Source organism: Glycomyces xiaoerkulensis (genome assembly GCF_002798405.1).
GTDB lineage: Bacteria > Actinomycetota > Actinomycetes > Mycobacteriales > Micromonosporaceae > Glycomyces > Glycomyces xiaoerkulensis.
In genome coordinates, this window is record NZ_PGGV01000037.1 from 277,629 (window position 1) to 294,694 (window position 17,066).

The following is a 17,066-nucleotide window of genomic DNA, read 5'->3' on the forward strand; positions in this document are numbered from 1 at the left end:
CCTACGTCATTCCTCTTCCTCCTCCTTGTCTTCGCTGCGGTTCCGGACGACCAGCCAGGTGGCGACGGCGAGGATGACACCGGCGAGCAGGACCGGCACCACCCGCATGTTCTCGTTGAACCACGACAGCAGTTGCACGTGCTGGGAGGTGGGGTCGGCCAGCACGACAGCGACGAACACGGCCGCGATCAGGCCGGCCGCGGTGAACACCGCCGAGCGCCACCAGAAGTTGCCGAATCCGAGCCTGCGGTCCAGGATCTGGGCGGCCGAGATGATGCGCTTGGCGCGCAGGATGCGGAGCGATCCGATGACCCGCAGCAGCCGGAGGAGCTGGGCGCCGCCGGCGGCCACCACGAGGCTTATCAGTGTGAGGGCGCCGATGACCAGCAGCCACTTGTGGCGCTTGAGCCAGTCGAGTTTGTTCTCGGCCGCCAGCAGCAGGATGACCGATTCGGCCCACAGGATCGCGCCGGCCGACCAGCCGATGATCGTGCCGGCCAGGACGAATTCGCCGTCCTGCCAGATGGTGAGGAAGACGGCGGGCACGGAGGCGCAGACGGCTATGACGACCGGAAGCGTCAGCCGGTGCTCGATGCGCTGGGCGAACGCGGTGAGTCGCTGGAGACTTCTTCGGGGGGAGGGCTTCACACGTCCAAGATATCGACTGCCGGCCCGCCCGATGTGTCCCCAGGTCGCGCCAATTTGAGTATCGTCTGCTCATGCGCACCCTCACGGCCTGGACCCGTTCGCAATCGGGCCGGCTGTCGCCGCAGCGGCGGCACTCCGATCTGGAGCGGCTGCGCAGCGAGCACTTCGACGTGCTCGTGATCGGCGGCGGGGCGACCGGCACCGGGGCGGCGGTGGACGCGGCGGGCCGGGGGCTGCGCACGGCGCTGGTGGAGTCCCGCGATTTCGCCTCGGGTACGTCCTCGCGTTCGAGCAAGCTGGTGCACGGCGGGCTGCGCTACCTGGAGCAGTTGGAGCTGGGGCTGGTCCACGAGGCCCTCACCGAGCGGGGCCTGCTGACCGAGCGCCTGGCGCCGCATCTGGTGCGGCCGATCCCGTTCCTGCTGCCGCTGAAGGACGTCTGGGAGCGGCTCTACTACGGGGCCGGCGTGGCCGCGTACGACGTGCTCGCGACGGCCCTCGGTTCGGGGCGCGGCATGCCGTGGCACCGGCACCTCGGGCGGGCGGCGACGCAGTTGGCGTTCCCCGACCTGTCCGGGGACGTCCGCGGTTCGATCCGGTACTACGACGGCCGGGTCGACGACGCGCGCCTGGTGGTCACGCTGGCGCGCACCGCGGCGTCGCTGGGGGCGGCGGTGGTGCCGTCGGCCGAGGCGGTGGGGCTGGTCCGGGAGGGAGGGCGGCTGGTCGGGGTCGAGGTGCTCGACGTGGAGACCGGGGAGCGGTACCGGGTCAGGGCCGCGTCGGTGATCTGCGCGGCGGGCGTCTGGAGCGACGAGGTGGCCCGGATGGTGCCCGAGCGGACCGGGATGGCGGTGCAGGCGTCCAAGGGCGTCCACCTCGTGCTGCCCCGGGACGCGATCGACGGCAACGCCGGGATCATCACCAGGACGAAGTGGAGCGTCCTGTTCATCATCCCGTGGGGAGCCCACTGGATCATCGGGACGACCGACACCGACTGGAAGCTCGACCCGGCGCACCCGGCGGCCTCGGCCGGGGACGTCGCCTACCTCCTCCAGCAGGCCGGCGAGGTCCTCCGCAAGCGCCTCGACGTCGGCCGGGTGGAGGGCGTCTACGCGGGTCTGCGGCCCCTGCTGCGCGGCGAGACCGACGACACCTCCGAGCTCAGCCGCACCCACGCGGTGGTGCGGGGCGAGCCGGGCCTGTACTTCGTCGCCGGCGGCAAGCTGACGACGTACCGGGTGATGGCCAGGGACGCGGTCGACCGGGCCGCGGCGGATCTGGGCAAGGAGGTGCCCGCGAGCGGGACGCACCTGCTGCCGCTGCTGGGGGCGGACGGGTTCGACCACTACTGGTCCGGCCGCTCGGCGCTCGCGCGGCGGTACCGGGTTCCGGTGGGCACGGTCGAGCGGCTGCTGCGCCGGTACGGCAACCTCGCGCCCCAGATTCTGCGGCTCGCCGCCGAGCAGCCGCAACTGGGCCGACCGCTGCCGGGAACCGGCGAGTACCTGCGGGCGGAGGTCGTCTACGCCGCCCGTGCCGAGGGCGCGCTCCACCTCGACGACGTGCTGACCCGGCGCCTGCGCCTCTCGATCGAGACGCCCGACCGCGGCACCCGCGCGGCCATGGACGCCGCGGCGCTGGCCGGCGAGGTGCTCGGGTGGGACGAGTCGCGCCGTGCGCTGGAGGTCGAGGTCTACCTGCGGCGCGTGGAGGCCGAGCGGCGCTCGCAGCGGCAGCCCGACGACGACGCGGCCGAGGCGGCCCGCCTCGCGGCCGCCGAGATCCGCCGGATCGAGCCGCTGCCGCCCTCATCCGTCCGGTGACCGCGGCGACCGCATCGGTTACACTCGTCTGGCGTTGCCCCAGTAGCTCAGGGGACAGAGCATCGGTTTCCTAAACCGCAGGTCGCAGGTTCGATTCCTGCCTGGGGCGCCATTGTGATGTGTCAGGACACCGGAAACGGTCCGATCCTCAGGCGAAGGCGTCGACTCCCGTCAGATCGGCCGAGTAGTTCCAGAGGCGGCGGGCCTGTCCGGGATCGATGGCGTAGGGGCGGACGCCCGGGCCGTCGTCCTCGGAGATCTCGGCGACGTCGCATTCCTCCAGGTAGATCCCGCCCGCGCCTTCGAGCATCGGGGAGGTGGCCGCCCAGGTCTGGGTGGCCGCGCCCTGCTCGCGGGTCTTGAGCCATTCGGCGAGCTGGTCGCCGTGTTCGTCGATCCAGCCCATCTCCTGCTGTTCCTCCAGGGTGAGGTGGCGCTGGAGCGGAGTGAGGATGCCGCCGGGGTCGAGGGCGAAGGCGCGCACGTTCCGGTCCCGAGCGAGCCGGTCGAGTTCCACGGCGAACAGGACGTTGGCGGTTTTGGACTGACCGTAGGCGGCCCATCGGTCGTAGCCGGCCTCGAAGTGGACGTCGTCCCAGCGGATCGGGGTGATCCGGTGGCCGCCCGACGACAGCGCCACCACTCGGGCACCGCCGCTCAGCAGCGGCCACAGGTGGTTCACCAGCGCGTAGTGGCCGAGGTGGTTGGTGGCGAACTGGAGCTCCCAGCCGGGACCGACGCGGGTCTCGGGGCAGGCCATCACGCCAGCGTCGTTGATCAGGACGTCGATGTGGCGGCCGGTCTCGAGGACGCGGTCGGCGAATGACCGGACGCTGTCGAGGTCGGACAGGTCGAGCTCGTCGATCTCGACGCGTGCGAGGCCGTCGAGGGCCGCCCGGGCGACCTCGGGGCGCCGGGCGGGGACCAGGACCGAGGCGCCGGCGTTGGTCAGCGCCTTGGTCGTCTCCAGGCCGAGGCCCGAGTAGCCGCCGGTGACGACGGCATGGGTCCCGCTCAGGTCGCGGCCGTCGAGAACATCGGCGGCGGTGGTGTCGTGTCCGAATCCCGAATCGAGCTTGCGTTGCTGTGTGGTCATGCGCCGGACTGTAGGGCTTGGAGCGCACTCCAAGGCAAGACCGCAGGTGAGAGAGGCGCTCTCGTTGGTGGGGACCGTGTTCGGTCGAGAATCCGACGGTCGTCGGTCCCGCATGACGGCCGTGCAGCCTCGGCCCGAGTGATGCCGAAGCACCGGTGCCCGAGCGGGCACGCGGAGGCGCCGCAGACCAGAATGGGAGCGAGATCAGTTGCGGCGCAAAGAGGTATCGGCGAATCGCCTGGTGGCCGACGGGCTTTCGCGGTCCTATCCGGGCTGGTAATCTAGCTGGTCAAGCCGTGATTTTCCCGGCACCTGCGTGGTCGGCACGGCGTCGAGCCTTGCCCACGCGGAGCTCGGGGAGGCCCCCACCGGCCTCCCCGAGCCTTCCCACCAAACAGAGCAAAGTCTCGTATCCGCGTTCACCGGAATCGCGCGGTGTATATGTCCCCGTCGCGGACCCAGGCCAACTGCAGTGCCGCGAACATGTCGTCCACGATCTCCTCGTCGGGCAGTCCGTACAACTTGCCGGCGCCGCGACTTCGGAAATGCCACAGCAGTCCTGCCTGGATCTGCAGGGCGTCCGCGAAGTGCTTGCCGCACGAGGGATCGCACCGGTAGACCGTCCTCCCGGTCCGGTCGCGCTCGATCGCCATCACCTGCTGACACATCGAGCTTCGCAGCTTTCCCGCCGCGGCTGCCTGTAGCAACGTCTGCGTCTGAAGACGTTCCACCATGGCACCCAACCCCTCTCCGGGCGATGATCACGAGCTGCCGGAGTGCGGACCGGCCGGCTGTCCAATACGACTGTGCGAGTTCCGGTTATGGAGATGTGGACCACTCGACGGCGATGGCGGTTGCCGTCCGGGGAGCCCGGTATCGGGCTCCCCGGACGGATCCCACCGATGCAGCGCCGAAAGTCGTTTTTCGGTCAATGAGTCTGGGATCACGATCGCACACGATGCGCGTCCGTGTCTATGTGCATTATCACACGCATCGTAGCATGCATCAACACCGGGAAGATGCACGTGCAGACGAACGTGTATGAGCACGGGCATGCTCCCGTGCAGCGACTGAGTGTAATGTGCGACACTGATCGAGACCAGCCAAAGGGAACGTCGGAAACCTCCCGCGACACGCGGCCGTCAGGCATGGTGGGGGCGTGTCGCGGGCGTGCTGCGGCCTCTCGCGAGCCGGTCGAGACAGATGTGGAGAATCCGGCCGGATCTCCGGCCACTGGTGGAAGGAATCTCTGATGGACAAGGCACGCAACGGAATGCTGACGGGGGAACTGCCCTCGTCGCTCACCTGGCAGAAGAGCAGCCGCAGCGGCCCCCAAGGGGGCAACTGCGTCGAGCTCGCCGCCCTCCCCGGCGGCGATGAGATCGCGGTCCGCAACTCCCGCGACCCCGAGGGCCCGGCCCTCATCTACACGGTCGCGGAGATCCGGGCCCTGGTCGAAGGCGCCAAGGACGGTGAATTCGACGGCCTGATCGCCTAGCGCGCTCGGGTACGCCTGCGGGCGGCACTCTCACCCTGGCAGGACAGTCCCTCCGGCTACCCTGTCAGGGTGAGCTTTTCACCCGTAGCCGAATCCTCGCCGTACGTCTGGAGGTGGGCGACATGAACAAGGCTTCACCACCTGTGGGCGGAGCGGCGGGCGGCCCTACCGCGCTGCGGATGATTCTGGGCGGCTACCTGCGACGTCTGCGGGAGGCCAAGGGCCTCTCCCGCGACGAGGCCGGCTGGGAGATCCGCTCCTCCGAATCCAAGATCAGCCGCATGGAGCTGGGCCGGGTCAGCTTCAAACTCCGAGATGTCGAAGACCTCTTGCGGCACTATGGCATCGAGGACGAGGCCGAAGTGGAGCGGCTCCTGGAGCTGGTCCGCGAGGCCAACCGGCCCGGCTGGTGGCACCGGTACGGCGACGCGCTCCCGGACTGGTTCAGCGCCTTCCTCGACCTCGAGGGCGCGGCCACCAGGATCCGCGCCTACGAGGTCCAGTTCATCCCCGGACTGCTCCAGACCCGCGAGTACGCGCGGGCGGTGCTCATGCTCGGCTTCGGCACCACGCCGCTGCAGGAGATCGACGACCGCGTCAACGTCCGGATGTCGCGCCAGAAGATCCTCACCAAAGAGGACCCGGTCGAGCTGTGGTGCGTACTGGACGAGGCAGCGCTGCGCCGGCCCTTCGGCGGCAGGGAGATCATGCGGGCCCAGCTCCAGGAGCTGATCGACTTCTGCGAGATGCCGAACGTGCGCATCCAGATCATCCCGTTCTCCAGCGGCAACCACTCCGGCGCCGGCGGCGCCTTCACCTGGCTGCGCTTCCCCTCCGACGACCTCAAGGACGTCATCTACCTGGAACACCTCACCAGCGGCCTGTACCTGGACCGCGACGACGAGGTCGACGTCTACTCGGCGGTGATGGAGCACCTGTGCGTGCAGGCGGCCCGCCCCGACCAGACTCCCGGGATCCTCCGCGACATCATCGAGGAGAGCTACTCCTGACGGACTCCGCCTCGGCACGGCGAAGGCGCGCGGCACCGCCGCGCGCCCCGAACCGGTGCGGCTATTCCTTGTAGCCGATGCCCCCCGCCATGATCCGCTGGTGCGGCTCGAGGTCCTCGACCGCCGGGACCTCCCGGTCGGGTTCCTCGGGGAACCAGCGGGAGATGTAGTCCATCCCCGGCGGGATGAGCGGCAGCCCCTGGAAGTGCGCCTCGATCTGCTCGGGCGTGCGGATCCACCCGTTGCCGAGGCTCTCGAGGCTGGCCCGCTCGATCGCCTTCTGCTCGGCGTAGCCCTCGTCGATGAAGTCGGTGCACAGGAAATAGGACCCGCTGGGGCAGGCGTCGACCAGGGAACGGATCCACACACCGGGCTGCTCGTCCGGGTGGAAGTGCATCATCAGCCCCACGATCATCAGGCCGACCGGGCGGTCGAAGTCGATCATCTTCTGCACGTCGGGGTGGTTCAGGATGCTCGACGGATCGCGCAGGTCCGCGGTGGCGATCAGCGTCGACTCGTTCCGCGCCAGCAGCGCCCGGCCGTGCGCCAGCACGATCGGATCGTTGTCGACGTACACCACCTTCGCGTCCGGATTGACCGCCTGGGCGACCTGGTGGGTGTTCTGGTTCGTGGGCAGGCCGGCGCCGATGTCGAGGAACTGGTCGATGCCCTGCTTGGCCATGTAGGTGACGCCCTTGTTGAGGCCGTCGCGGTTGTCGAGGGCGGCCTCGCGGGAGCTGGGGACGTACTTCATGAAGGTGGCCGCGCCTTCGCGGTCGGCCGCGAAGTTGTCCTTGCCGCCGAGGATCGCGTCGTAGACTCGCGCGATGGTGGGCTTGCTGATGTCGAAATCGGGAACGTAGGGCGGGTCTTCACCGGACCCGACAATCGGCTCTTCACTCATCGGCTCCACCTCTCCGTCGAAGTTGCGATTCGACCATGTTACGGCCGGTGAACACGCTGGTGGGGTTCGGGATCCACCTCAGCGGCCGCAATCTGCGCACGCGCCACGGCACGGAACACCCGCCACACCAACAACATGAGAGATACTAAGAGCACAATGGACTGCTCCGGATCGGCCGCTCCCGGCCGACACGGCGGAGGCGCGCGGCTCCGCCGCGCGCCCATCGCGATGCGACTACTCCTTGTAGGCGACCCCGGCCATGATGATCCGCTGCCACGGCTCCAGGTCCTCGACCGCCGGGACCTCCTTGTCGGGCTCCTCGGGGAACCAGCGGGTGGGGTAGTCCAGGCCCGGAGGCACCAGCGGCAGCCCCTGGAAGTGCGCCTCGATCTGCTCGGGCGTGCGGATCCACCCGTTCCCGAGCGCCTCGAGGCAGGACTTCTCCATCCCCTCCTGCTCGGGATAACCGGTATTGGCGAAGTCGGTGATGTGCAGGTACGACCCGCTCGGGCAGGCGTCGATCAGCGCCCGGATCCAATCGCCGGGACGTTCGTCGGGATGGAAGTGCATCAGGAGGCCGACGATCATCAGGCCGACCGGGCGGTCGAAGTCGATCATCTTCTGCACGTCGGGGTGGTTCAGGATGCTCGGCGGATCCCGCAGGTCCGCGGTGGCGATCAGGGTCGACTCGTCGCGCGCCAGCAGCGCCCGGCCGTGCGCCAGCACGATCGGATCGTTGTCGACGTACACGACCCTCGCGTCCGGATTGACCGCCTGGGCCGCCTGGTGCGTGTTCTCCATGGTGGGCAGGCCGGCACCGATGTCGAGAAACTGGTCGACGCCCTGCCTCGCCACGTACCGCACGCCCTTCACGAGGCCGGAGCGATTGTCGAGACTGGCTTTGCGGATACCGGGCACGTACTTCGCCATCGTGGCCGCGCCTTCGCGGTCGACCGCGAAGTTGTCCTTGCCACCGAGGGTGGCGTCGTAGACTCGCGCGATGGCGGGTTTGCTGATGTCGAAATCGGGTACGTAGGGCGGGTCTTCACCGGACCCGACAACGGAATCGTCACTCATCGGCTCCACCTCTCCGTCGAAGGAACGATCCGACCATGTTACGGCCGGTGAACACGCTGGTGGGGTTCGGGATCCACCTCAGCGGCCACATTCGGCGCACGCGTCGCATCACGGAACACCCGCCACACCAACAACATGAGAGTTATTCAGAACCTTGTGGAACGAGACCCGGAGGTCACTCCTCGGACTCGTCCTGGCCGGCCAGCTCCGGGTTCTGTTCGACCCACCGGCCCACCTCGTCGTCGATCACGGCGGACCACAGGTCCGGGCCGTTCTCCTCGTCGTAGACGACCACCGACTGACCGCCGATGTTGCCGGTGCCGAGGTGCGGGGTGGTCAGGAAGACGATGTCGTCGCTGCGCAGGTGCATGAAGTCGATGGCGGTGGCGACGACGTTGAACTCGGTGTCGACCTTGATCGCGTCGGAGACCGATTCGATGAACGCCCGCAGCGTCGACTGCGAGGTGAGGACCCCGGCACTGAGCGCCGAATCCATGATGGCCTTGATCAGATCCTGCTGGTGGCGCATGCGGGCGAAGTCGCCGTCGGGGAACTGCTTTCGCTGCCGCACCCAGTCGAGGGCCTGCTCGCCGTTCATGGTGTTCCAGCCCTCCTCGAAGGTGCGGTAGGGCGGGTGGATCGACTCGATGGTCTGCTCGACGTACATTTCCACGCCGCCGAGGGCGTCGACGACCTCCACCAGGCCGGGGAAGTCGATCTCCACGATGTGGTCGATGCGCACCTCGGAGAGCGCCTCGATGGTCTGCACGGTCAGGTTCGGCCCGCCCCAGGAGTAGGCGGCGTTGAACTTCGCCTCCGTGTCCGAGATTTCGGCGTTCGGATCCGGCGGGATGTACACCCACATGTCGCGCGGGATCGAGATGCCGTAGGCATCGGTGCCGCTCTCGTTGACGTGCAGGATGATCGCGGTGTCGCTGCGGGCGTCGTCGTCCGAGTCGTCCCCGCGGGCGTCGGAGCCGAGGACGAGGACGTTCATCGCCCCGTTGGACTTCTCGGGCCTGTCGGGCAATTGCTCGAGGTCGAAGGCCCGGTCGAGGTCCTCGTTGGCCGACTTCGCGGTCGTCCATACCGCGGTGCCCGCTCCGGCGGCCGCGATCGAGGCCACCAGGCCGACCGCCGAACCGATCAGGCCCCGCCGAGTGGGTCCGCCGCCCGGTGCGCTCGCGACGCGGGCGGCGGCGCCCGCGCCCGGGCGCACCGAGGCGCTGCCCCGGTAGTTCGAACCGGAATAGGTCATAGCGACAGCTTACGCGGCGGCCGCTCGCCGGCGCTGAGCACGCGCACCGTCCGCGTCTGCCGGATCGCCTGCGGCGGTCACGGTCTCGCCGGCGCCGCGCGCATCGCGCGCCGCCGCCGCGAAATAGTCGATCGTCGCCTTCAGGCCGTCCTCGTACGGCACCCGCGGCGAGTAGCCGAGCAGCTCCCGGGCCGCGGTCAGGTCGGGGCGGCGCCGCTCGGGGTCGTCGGCGGGCCGGTCGGTGTACTCCACGACCGACTTCGAGCCGGTCAGGCGGATGATCGCCTCGGCGATGTCGCGAACCGACAGTTCGTACTCGGCGCCGAGGTTGACCGGGCCGTACTCGCCGGAGTCGAGCAGGGCCAGCAGGCCCCGGACGAGGTCGTCGATGTAGCACAGCGAGCGCGTCTGCGAGCCGTCGCCGTGGAGCGGGAGCGGATCGCCGGCCAGGGCCTTGGAGATGAAGGTGGGGACTACGCGGCCGTCGTCGGGGCGCATGCGCGGCCCGTAGGTGTTGAAGATCCGCACGATCGCGGCGTCCAGGCCCTTATGGCGCCGGTAGGCGGCGGTGGCGGCCTCGCTGAAGCGCTTGGCCTCGTCGTAGCAGGACCGGACGCCGATCGGGTTGACGTTGCCCCAGTAGCTCTCGGACTGCGGGTGGACCTGCGGGTCGCCGTAGACCTCCGAGGTGGAGGCGAGCATGAATCGCGCCCCGTCGGCCAGGGCGCGGTCGAGCGCGTGCAGGGTGCCGACCGAGTCGACGCGGAGGATCTCGACCGGCAGGGCGTCGAAATCGACCGGGCTGGCCGGGCACGCGAAGTGGAGGACGGCGTCGAACGGGTCGCCGCCGACGGGCAGGCCCTCGGTGACGTCGGCTTCGACGATGGTCAGTGAGGGGTGGTCGGCGAGGTTGCGGCGGGACCCGGTGGAGAAGTCGTCGACCGCGGTCACCTGGCAGCCACGCCCCAGAAGCGCGTCGACCAGGTGGGAACCCACCAGCCCCGCGCCGCCGGTGACGAGGATCCGGCTGCCTGTTCCGTAAGTATTCATCAAGTCCCCAGATTATCAGGGTTCCCCCGGCGTTCACCTGGGCGTAACCGCTCAGTAGGCGCCTTTTCGGCGCAACACTACCGCGACGGTGCGAAAGAGGATCTGCAGGTCGGTCGTGAGCGACCAGTTGTCGACGTAGTAGAGGTCGAGCCGGACCGCGTCGTCCCACGACAGGTCGGAGCGGCCCGACACCTGCCACAGGCCGGTGATGCCGGGGCGGACCAGCAGGCGGCGGCGGACGTCGCCCAGGAAATCGCCGTTCTCGGCCGGCAGCGGCCGGGGCCCGACCAGGCTCATCTCGCCGCGCACGACGTTGATGAGCTGCGCGAGCTCGTCGATGGAGGTGCTCCGCAGGAACCTGCCGACGCGGGTGATGCGCGGATCGTCCTTCATCTTGAACAGCAGGCCGTCGCTCTCGTTGTGCATCATGAGCGCGGCCTGGCGCTCCTCGGCGTCGATGTACATGGTCCGGAACTTCCAGCAGTGGAAGGTCTCGCCGTCGCGGCCGACGCGGGCCTGGCGGAAGAACACCGGACCCGGGCTGTCGAGCTTGATGGCGATCGCGACGACCAGGAACAGCGGTGACAGGAGGACCAGGCTCAGCGCCGAGGAGGCGAGGTCGAGGATGTTCTTGATCAGCCAGCCGATGCCGGAGATCTTGGGCTCCTCGAGGTGGAGCAGCGGCAGGCCCTCGACCGCGCGGATGTGGACGCGGGGGCCCGCGATGTCGGTCAGTTGGGGGGCCACCACGAGGTCGCGGCCGGTGCCTTCGAGCTGCCAGGCCAGTCGGCGCAGGTCGGCGGAGTCGGCCGAGGCGGTGCCGCATACGGCGAGGGTGTCGGCCTTGATCTGCTCGGCGCAGCCGACCAGGTCGGTGCCGGCGAAGACGGGCACCGGGGTGTCGAGGTCGCGCACCGACGAGGCGCCCTCGGTGACGTAGACGCCGACCGGGACCAGGCCGGCGGCGGGGGCGCGGCGAACGGTCCGGTAGACCTCCATCGCCTCGGGGTAGGAGCCGATGAGCAGCAGCCGCTGCACGGCCCGGCCGTACGAGCGTGCCTTGTGGAGTGCGAGGCGGGCGGCGAGGCGGAAGCCGGCTATGAGCGCGGCGGCCGAGGCCAGCACCGTGGCGACCGCGAGACGGGAGACGTCCGCCTTGAAGGTGAGGGCCAGGAACGAGACCAGGGCGAGCATGAACAGGGAGGCGCGGACGACGCGTTTGAACTCGTCGTTGCCCATCCCGAAGTACCGCCGGTCGTAGGCGCCGTTGGCCCACAGGACCGCGACCCAGGTCAGCGGCAGCACCAGCCACACGATGTAGCGGTAGAGCGCCATCTCGGTGCCGGGGTCGAACCCGGCGTGGGCGTAAGGGGTGAAGTTGACCGCGATCACCGAGGCGGCGAAGGCGGCGAAGAAGTCGACGCCGACCAGCGCCGCCTGATAGGCGCGGTGCCATTTGGAGACGCGGGCGAGCCGACGCCACGCGGATCGGGTGACGCCGTTGGTGACGAGCTCTGGATCACCGTCCTTGCGCGCGCCGGTCACTTGAGTCCCCGTCCGTTCGTCCTTCCCGGCTGGGTAGAGCTTTGCTGGCCGTTCCAGGCTAGTCGCCACTGCACATCCCTGCGGTCGTCAGCTTACGGTGGAGGTGAGTGTCGGCGGGGGAGATCGGCCTCGCGCGATCCCTACCGGGCGGCCCGCAGACACGGTACCCGACAACCTACACCTATTCCCCGATTGAGGTATCTTCGGCCGAGCCGAATGCCGACCGCGCCACCGGAGGAATAGTGAGAATCGTCATCGCCCACAACCGGTATTCCTCGGCGCAGCCTTCCGGCGAGAATGTGATCGTCGATTATGAAATCGCGTCGCTACGCGACGCCGGGATATCGACGGTACCGTTCCTGCGCTCCTCGGACGAGATCAAAGACCTTGCGCCACATCGGAAAGTGACACTCGCCGCCTCCCCGATCCATGCGGCTCGAACACAGAGGGAATTGGCCGCGCTACTGGATCGCGAACGCCCGGACATCCTCCACTTGCACAATCCGTACCCCCTCCTTTCACCATCGGTGGTGAAGACGGCGCATCGCGCAGGAGTGAAAGTCGTCCAGACCATTCACAACTATCGGCACGACTGCGTGAACGGCCTCTACTTCCGGGACGGGCACGATTGCCGGGACTGCCACGGGCGGCGCTGGAACGCCCCGGGAGTGCTGCACGGCTGCTACCGGGGCTCGCGGCCGCAGAGCGCGGTCATGGCCGTCGCCCTGGGGGCCCACCAGGGGACGTGGAAGACCGTGGACCGGTTCGTCGCCCTGACCGACGCGATCGCCGACTACCTGAGGAGCATCGGCATCGCCGACGACCGGATCCGGGTCAAGCCGAACGCGATCGCCGACCCCGGGCCGGTGCCGCCGGGCCAGGGCTTCCTGTTCGGCGCCCGCCTGGTCCCCGAAAAGGGCGTGGAGCTGCTGCTGGACGCCTGGCGGCGCGCCGACCTCCCGGGCCGGAAGCTCCGCATCGCCGGAGACGGCCCGCTGCGCCCGACCGTGGAGGAGGCGGCCGCCTCGCTCGGCGGCGTCGAGTACCTCGGTCCGCTGGACGCCGAAGGCATGCGGCGCGCGCTGGCGGAGTCGGCGGCGGTGGTCATCCCCTCGATCTGGCAGGACGTCCTGCCCACCACCGGCCTGGAGGCGCTGGCGAGCGGCCGGGCGATCGTGGCCACGCGGATGGGCGGCGCTCCGTACATCGCGGGTGCCGACACCGCCGCACCGGCCGGGGTGGCGGCCGAACCCACCGCCGGGGCCCTGGCGAGGGCGTTGGAGGAGGTCGCCGGGGACGCGGGGTACGCGGCCAACGCCAGGCCCCGCTACGAATCGACCTTCGCCCCCGACGTAGTGCTGCGGCGCCTCATCGCCATCTATGAGGAACTACTGGCGCAGTGAGGTGCGCGTGTTGGCGGCGATGGAGGCCAGGAGGAACAGGGCGTTGACGGCGCCGAAGAAGAGCATCACCGCGGCCATCGCCTCCGGCAGGAGCAGGACGAGGGCGATCACGGTGATCACGAAGCCGTAGTCCCGGACCAGTTTGATCAGCCGGATCACGAGGTTGTCGGACTTCACCAGCGAGACGTCGTCCCCTTTGGCCATCACCGAGGTCACGAGGTTGGTCATCCAGACGGCCGCGAAGGCCGCGCCGGCCCAGGCCGGGACGCTCGGGGTGTAGGCGTCGGTCACGGCGACCACGACCGCCACGACCGAACTCTGGATCACTACGTCGCAGAGGATGTCGACGCGGGCGCCGGAGTCCGATCCGGTGCCGGTGGCGCGCGCGAGCTGGCCGTCCGCGCAATCGAGCATGTAGGACGCCTGCCACAGCACCAGTGCTCCGAGGGCCACCGGCCACCAGGGAGCGCCGTCGCGGGCGAGCGGCACGTAGGCGATGACCCCGGCCGAGGTACCGGCGCCGAGCAGCAGGCCGACGAGCGTCAGGTGGGTGGGTTTGAGGCCGAACCGCCATGCGAGGTAAGCGAAGACCGCTCCCCCGTACTGGTCGAGCATGGTGAGCATGCCGCCGCCCCGGAGGTTGGCGTGGAAGTCGGCCGGGCGGAGCCGGGTCGAGCGCTGTTCGGTCACGCGCCGATCCTACTGGTCGGGGTGCGGCGCACGGACCGTCGCCGCGGCCGACCGGATTCTGTCGAACTTCCGACACCACACTCTGTAACCGATCCCTAATATGCGTGGGAACCACGCGATCTGGGGCGTACCGGCAACTCCCTCGGTAGCCGTAAGGTGACCTAGCGTCTTAAGGTTGATGAACCATCGATTCCTGGGGAGGAAACATGGGCGACGAGGTGAGTGGTTCGACTTTGGAGCATTGGGACCAGTCCGCCTTCCACGCGAAGCTCCGCGCGGGACGAGAGGCCCTGTCGCGGCTCCTGCAGGATCGAAGACTCGACTGCGGGCGGCCGCTCACCGGGGTCGAGCTGGAGATCGACCTCCTTGAGCACGACGGTGATCCGGCGTTCGCCAATGAGTCCGTCCTGCAATACCTGCACACCGCCGGAGACGAGGAGGCGCTCTACAGTGCTCAGTCCGAGCTGGGCGCCCACAACCTGGAGCTGAACCTGCCGCCGCGCCTGCTCGACGGCGCCGGGATCTCCTGGTACGAGGCCGACCTGGCCGCGATCCTCGCCGAGGTGAGGGAGGCCGCCGACAAGGCCGGCACCTACGTGTGCCCGATCGGCACCATCCCGACCCTGTTCACCGACCATATCGGATTGGAGGTGCTCTCGACCGCCGAACGCTACCGAGTCCTCAACGAGGGCATCATGGCCGCGCGCGGCGAGGACCTCGCCATCGAGATCACCGGCGCCGAGTCCGTCCACTGGTCCTGCCCCAACATCGCCCCCGAATCGGCCAACACCTCGGTCCAGTTCCACCTCCAGGTCGCCCCGGATCGTTTCGCCCGCTATTGGAATGCCGCGCAGGCCATCGCCGGCATCCAGGTCGCCCTCGGCGCCAACTCGCCCTACCTGTTCGGCCGCCACCTGTGGGCCGAGACCCGCATCATCCTGTTCGAGCAGGGCACCGACACCCGGCCCGCGCCGGAGCGCCGGAGAGGGGCGGCGCCGCGGGCCTGGTTCGGTTCGCGGTGGATCGACTCGGTCCTGGACCTGTTCGACGAGAACTACAAGCACTTCGCGCCGCTTTTACCACTGTGCGGCGACGAGGACCCGGTCGGCGTGGTCGGGTCCGGCGACGTCCCGCTGCTCACCGAGCTGCGATACCACAACGGCACCATCTACCGGTGGAACCGGCCCGTCTACGACATCCGGTCGGGCCGACCGCACCTGCGGGTGGAGAACCGCGTCCTGCCAGCCGGTCCAACCCCGGTCGACATCTGCGCGAACATGGCCCTCTACTACGGCCTGCTGACGCACTTCGCCGAGATGGACGAGCAACTCACCGAACGGCTCGACTTCAACACGGCCGCGGCGAACTTCGAGGCCGCAGCGAAGCACGGCATCCAGGCCGACCTGGTCTGGCCGGGCAAGGGCCTGGTGCCGGTCCGCAAGCTGGTACTCGAGGAGCTGCTGCCGGCGGCCGCCGGAGGGCTCGCGCGTCTCGGGGTGAGCGCGCGGGACGCCGACCGCTTCCTCGACGTCATCGAGCAGCGGTGCCGCCGCGGGGTCAACGGCGCGTCCTGGCAGGTCGCCAGGGTCCAGGTGGCCGAACACCGGCAGCGCCTCGAACGGTTCGACGCGCTGCGGGCGATGGTGCTCGACTACGCCGCCCAGTCGGCCGGCGGCCGACCGGTCCACGAATGGGAGGTCTAGCTCTCCTCGGTCTCCGAGTCCGAACCCGACTCCGATTTCGACTCCGACTCTGACTCTGACTCCGATTCCGAGGAGATCTTGCGGCGGGTGGCCTTGCGCGCCCGCCGCTTGGGCTTGCTCTTCTTCTTGGCCTCGGGCTCGGCCTCCGATTCGGCGGTCTTGGTGTCGCCTCCGGACTCGTCGACCGGTTTGAGCTCCTGGACCCAGTCGACCTCGGGGTCGTCCGCGGACGCGTCCCCGTCCGGCTTTCCGGGCATCTCCTTGGTTTTGGCGGCGCTCGCGGAGCCGTAGACCTGGCCGCCGGTGTCGCCGGAGGGGGTGTCGTCGTAGGACGAGGCGGGCTGTTCGGGGACGGCCCAGGGGGCGGTCTCGACCGGCGACTGCTCGGGCTCGGAGGCGACATTGTCGTCGATCTGCCCGCCCGAGCGCGGGATCGCCGTGACGATCAGCGAACCGAGCAGCCCGGCGATCGCCGCGTACAGGCCGACCAGGATCACGGCCATCGATTCGGGGTCGTTCGCGGGCGTGGGCCCGGCGACCAGGTGAGCGACGGTGACGATGAGCGGACCGGCGATGCCGGAGGCCGCGGCGATGCGGTAGCCGGAGTTGGTGATCGGCCCGCGCCGGGCCAGCAGCGCCACGATCGCGCCGATGAGCGCCGACCCGATCACGAACGGGACCGCGATCGAGAAGCCGCGGCGGCCGAGGGCCGACTCGGGGCTGACCCACGAGCCCCACACGGCCAACTCGGTGACCGGGGTGGCCGGCTCGCCGACCTCGACGAACACGGCCAGGACCGCGAGCACCCAGACCAGCGCGACCGAGGCGCCGACGTTGACCGCGACCGCGCGCGATCCCAGGCCGATGAGGGTGAGCACGAAGCCGACCGCGGAGCCGACTCCGGCGGCGAGGAGCGGCTCGGTCGGGAAGGTCTCGAACACGGCGCTCTGCTCGGCCGACACGGCCACGAGCGGTCCGACGGAGAACGACCCGAGAGCCGAGGCGAACACGGCGCCGACGCGGAGGACGACGGGGCGCGTGGCCTCGCCGCGCGACCCGATCACGCCCGAGGCCAGACCGCCGACCACGCAGGAGGCGGCGGCGAACCAGGCCACCCAGGCGCGGTTGGCGTTCCCGCGGTAGTCCAGGACGGGGTCGGTGGATCCGGGAGCGGCATCGACCCACGAAAGCAGGCCGAAGCCATAGGCCAATCCGAGCTGGGCAAGCGCGGCGGTCGCGGCCACCGCGAATCCCACGCCGAGCACGTTGGCAGCGGTTTTAGGTGACATGCATCGCACCGTACTGCGTGTACGCACCGGAGTCCCAGTGGGCCGTTTCCGTCACGTGCCACGGCCAGC

The 17,066-nt window shown here is 69.4% G+C and carries 15 protein-coding genes and 1 tRNA gene; 6 read left to right on the forward strand and 10 right to left on the reverse strand.

Going from position 1 to position 17,066, the window contains the following annotated elements:
- Positions 1 to 6: 6 nt before the first annotated feature.
- Positions 7 to 648 (reverse strand): hypothetical protein, encoded by a 642-nt coding sequence (locus CUT39_RS17615; RefSeq protein ID WP_100448757.1) that lies wholly within the window; start codon positions 646 to 648, stop codon positions 7 to 9.
- Positions 649 to 719: 71 nt separating this feature from the next.
- Here CUT39_RS17615 and CUT39_RS17620 point away from each other — a divergent pair, with 71 nt between their 5' ends.
- The gene (locus tag CUT39_RS17620; RefSeq protein WP_100448758.1) at positions 720 to 2,474 is read left to right on the forward strand and encodes a glycerol-3-phosphate dehydrogenase/oxidase; all 1,755 of its coding nucleotides are present in this window, start codon (positions 720 to 722) and stop codon (positions 2,472 to 2,474) included.
- Positions 2,475 to 2,510: 36 nt separating this feature from the next.
- A tRNA-Arg gene (locus CUT39_RS17625) sits at positions 2,511 to 2,586 on the forward strand.
- A gap of 36 nt (positions 2,587 to 2,622) precedes the next feature.
- Here the strand turns inward: CUT39_RS17625 and CUT39_RS17630 are convergent.
- Together CUT39_RS17630 and CUT39_RS17635 are read right to left on the reverse strand one after the other, a co-directional pair.
- Positions 2,623 to 3,570 (reverse strand): SDR family NAD(P)-dependent oxidoreductase, encoded by a 948-nt coding sequence (locus CUT39_RS17630; protein ID WP_100448759.1) that lies wholly within the window; start codon positions 3,568 to 3,570, stop codon positions 2,623 to 2,625.
- A gap of 419 nt (positions 3,571 to 3,989) precedes the next feature.
- Positions 3,990 to 4,223 (reverse strand): hypothetical protein, encoded by a 234-nt coding sequence (locus CUT39_RS17635; RefSeq protein ID WP_100448760.1) that lies wholly within the window; start codon positions 4,221 to 4,223, stop codon positions 3,990 to 3,992.
- 599 nt (positions 4,224 to 4,822) lie between these two features.
- On the opposite strand from CUT39_RS17635, the gene CUT39_RS17640 reads away from it, so the two are divergent.
- Together CUT39_RS17640 and CUT39_RS17645 are read left to right on the forward strand one after the other, a co-directional pair.
- Positions 4,823 to 5,068, forward strand: a complete 246-nt coding sequence (locus tag CUT39_RS17640) for a DUF397 domain-containing protein (protein ID WP_100448761.1) — start codon at positions 4,823 to 4,825, stop codon at positions 5,066 to 5,068.
- A gap of 122 nt (positions 5,069 to 5,190) precedes the next feature.
- Positions 5,191 to 6,078, forward strand: coding sequence for a helix-turn-helix domain-containing protein (locus tag CUT39_RS17645; protein WP_232805811.1), 888 nt, complete (start codon positions 5,191 to 5,193; stop codon positions 6,076 to 6,078).
- A gap of 61 nt (positions 6,079 to 6,139) precedes the next feature.
- Here CUT39_RS17645 and CUT39_RS17650 read toward each other — a convergent pair whose 3' ends face one another.
- From CUT39_RS17650 to CUT39_RS17670, 5 genes are all read right to left on the reverse strand, one after another.
- A complete protein-coding gene (locus CUT39_RS17650) occupies positions 6,140 to 6,982 on the reverse strand; it encodes an SAM-dependent methyltransferase (RefSeq protein ID WP_100448763.1) in 843 nt (280 codons plus the stop codon).
- Positions 6,983 to 7,216: 234 nt separating this feature from the next.
- The gene (locus CUT39_RS17655; RefSeq protein WP_100448764.1) at positions 7,217 to 8,059 is read right to left on the reverse strand and encodes an SAM-dependent methyltransferase; all 843 of its coding nucleotides are present in this window, start codon (positions 8,057 to 8,059) and stop codon (positions 7,217 to 7,219) included.
- Positions 8,060 to 8,234: 175 nt separating this feature from the next.
- The gene (locus CUT39_RS17660; RefSeq protein WP_100448765.1) at positions 8,235 to 9,317 is read right to left on the reverse strand and encodes an LCP family protein; all 1,083 of its coding nucleotides are present in this window, start codon (positions 9,315 to 9,317) and stop codon (positions 8,235 to 8,237) included.
- A 9-nt stretch (positions 9,318 to 9,326) separates the two neighbouring features.
- A complete protein-coding gene (locus CUT39_RS17665) occupies positions 9,327 to 10,367 on the reverse strand; it encodes an NAD-dependent epimerase/dehydratase family protein (protein WP_100448766.1) in 1,041 nt (346 codons plus the stop codon).
- Between the two features lie 51 nt (positions 10,368 to 10,418).
- Complete coding sequence (locus CUT39_RS17670; protein WP_100448767.1) at positions 10,419 to 11,912, reverse strand: sugar transferase; 1,494 nt, start codon at positions 11,910 to 11,912, stop codon at positions 10,419 to 10,421.
- Positions 11,913 to 12,154: 242 nt separating this feature from the next.
- Between CUT39_RS17670 and CUT39_RS17675 the strand changes: the two genes are divergently transcribed.
- Positions 12,155 to 13,315: a glycosyltransferase family 4 protein gene (locus CUT39_RS17675; RefSeq protein WP_100448768.1), complete on the forward strand. Its 1,161-nt coding sequence runs from the start codon at positions 12,155 to 12,157 to the stop codon at positions 13,313 to 13,315.
- On the opposite strand, the gene CUT39_RS17680 is transcribed toward CUT39_RS17675, so the two are convergent.
- On the reverse strand, positions 13,301 to 13,939 hold the full coding sequence (locus tag CUT39_RS17680) for a CDP-alcohol phosphatidyltransferase family protein (RefSeq protein WP_100448955.1): 639 nt from the start codon (positions 13,937 to 13,939) through the stop codon (positions 13,301 to 13,303). The two genes, CUT39_RS17675 and CUT39_RS17680, sit on opposite strands and share 15 nt — an antisense overlap.
- Positions 13,940 to 14,211: 272 nt before the next feature.
- Between CUT39_RS17680 and CUT39_RS17685 the strand changes: the two genes are divergently transcribed.
- Positions 14,212 to 15,708 carry a glutamate--cysteine ligase family protein gene (locus tag CUT39_RS17685; protein WP_100448769.1) on the forward strand — a complete coding sequence of 499 codons (1,497 nt, stop codon included), beginning with the start codon at positions 14,212 to 14,214 and terminating at the stop codon, positions 15,706 to 15,708.
- Here the strand turns inward: CUT39_RS17685 and CUT39_RS17690 are convergent.
- Positions 15,705 to 16,997 (reverse strand): DMT family transporter, encoded by a 1,293-nt coding sequence (locus CUT39_RS17690; protein WP_157930790.1) that lies wholly within the window; start codon positions 16,995 to 16,997, stop codon positions 15,705 to 15,707. The genes CUT39_RS17685 and CUT39_RS17690 overlap by 4 nt on opposite strands.
- Between the last annotated feature and the right edge of the window lie 69 nt (positions 16,998 to 17,066).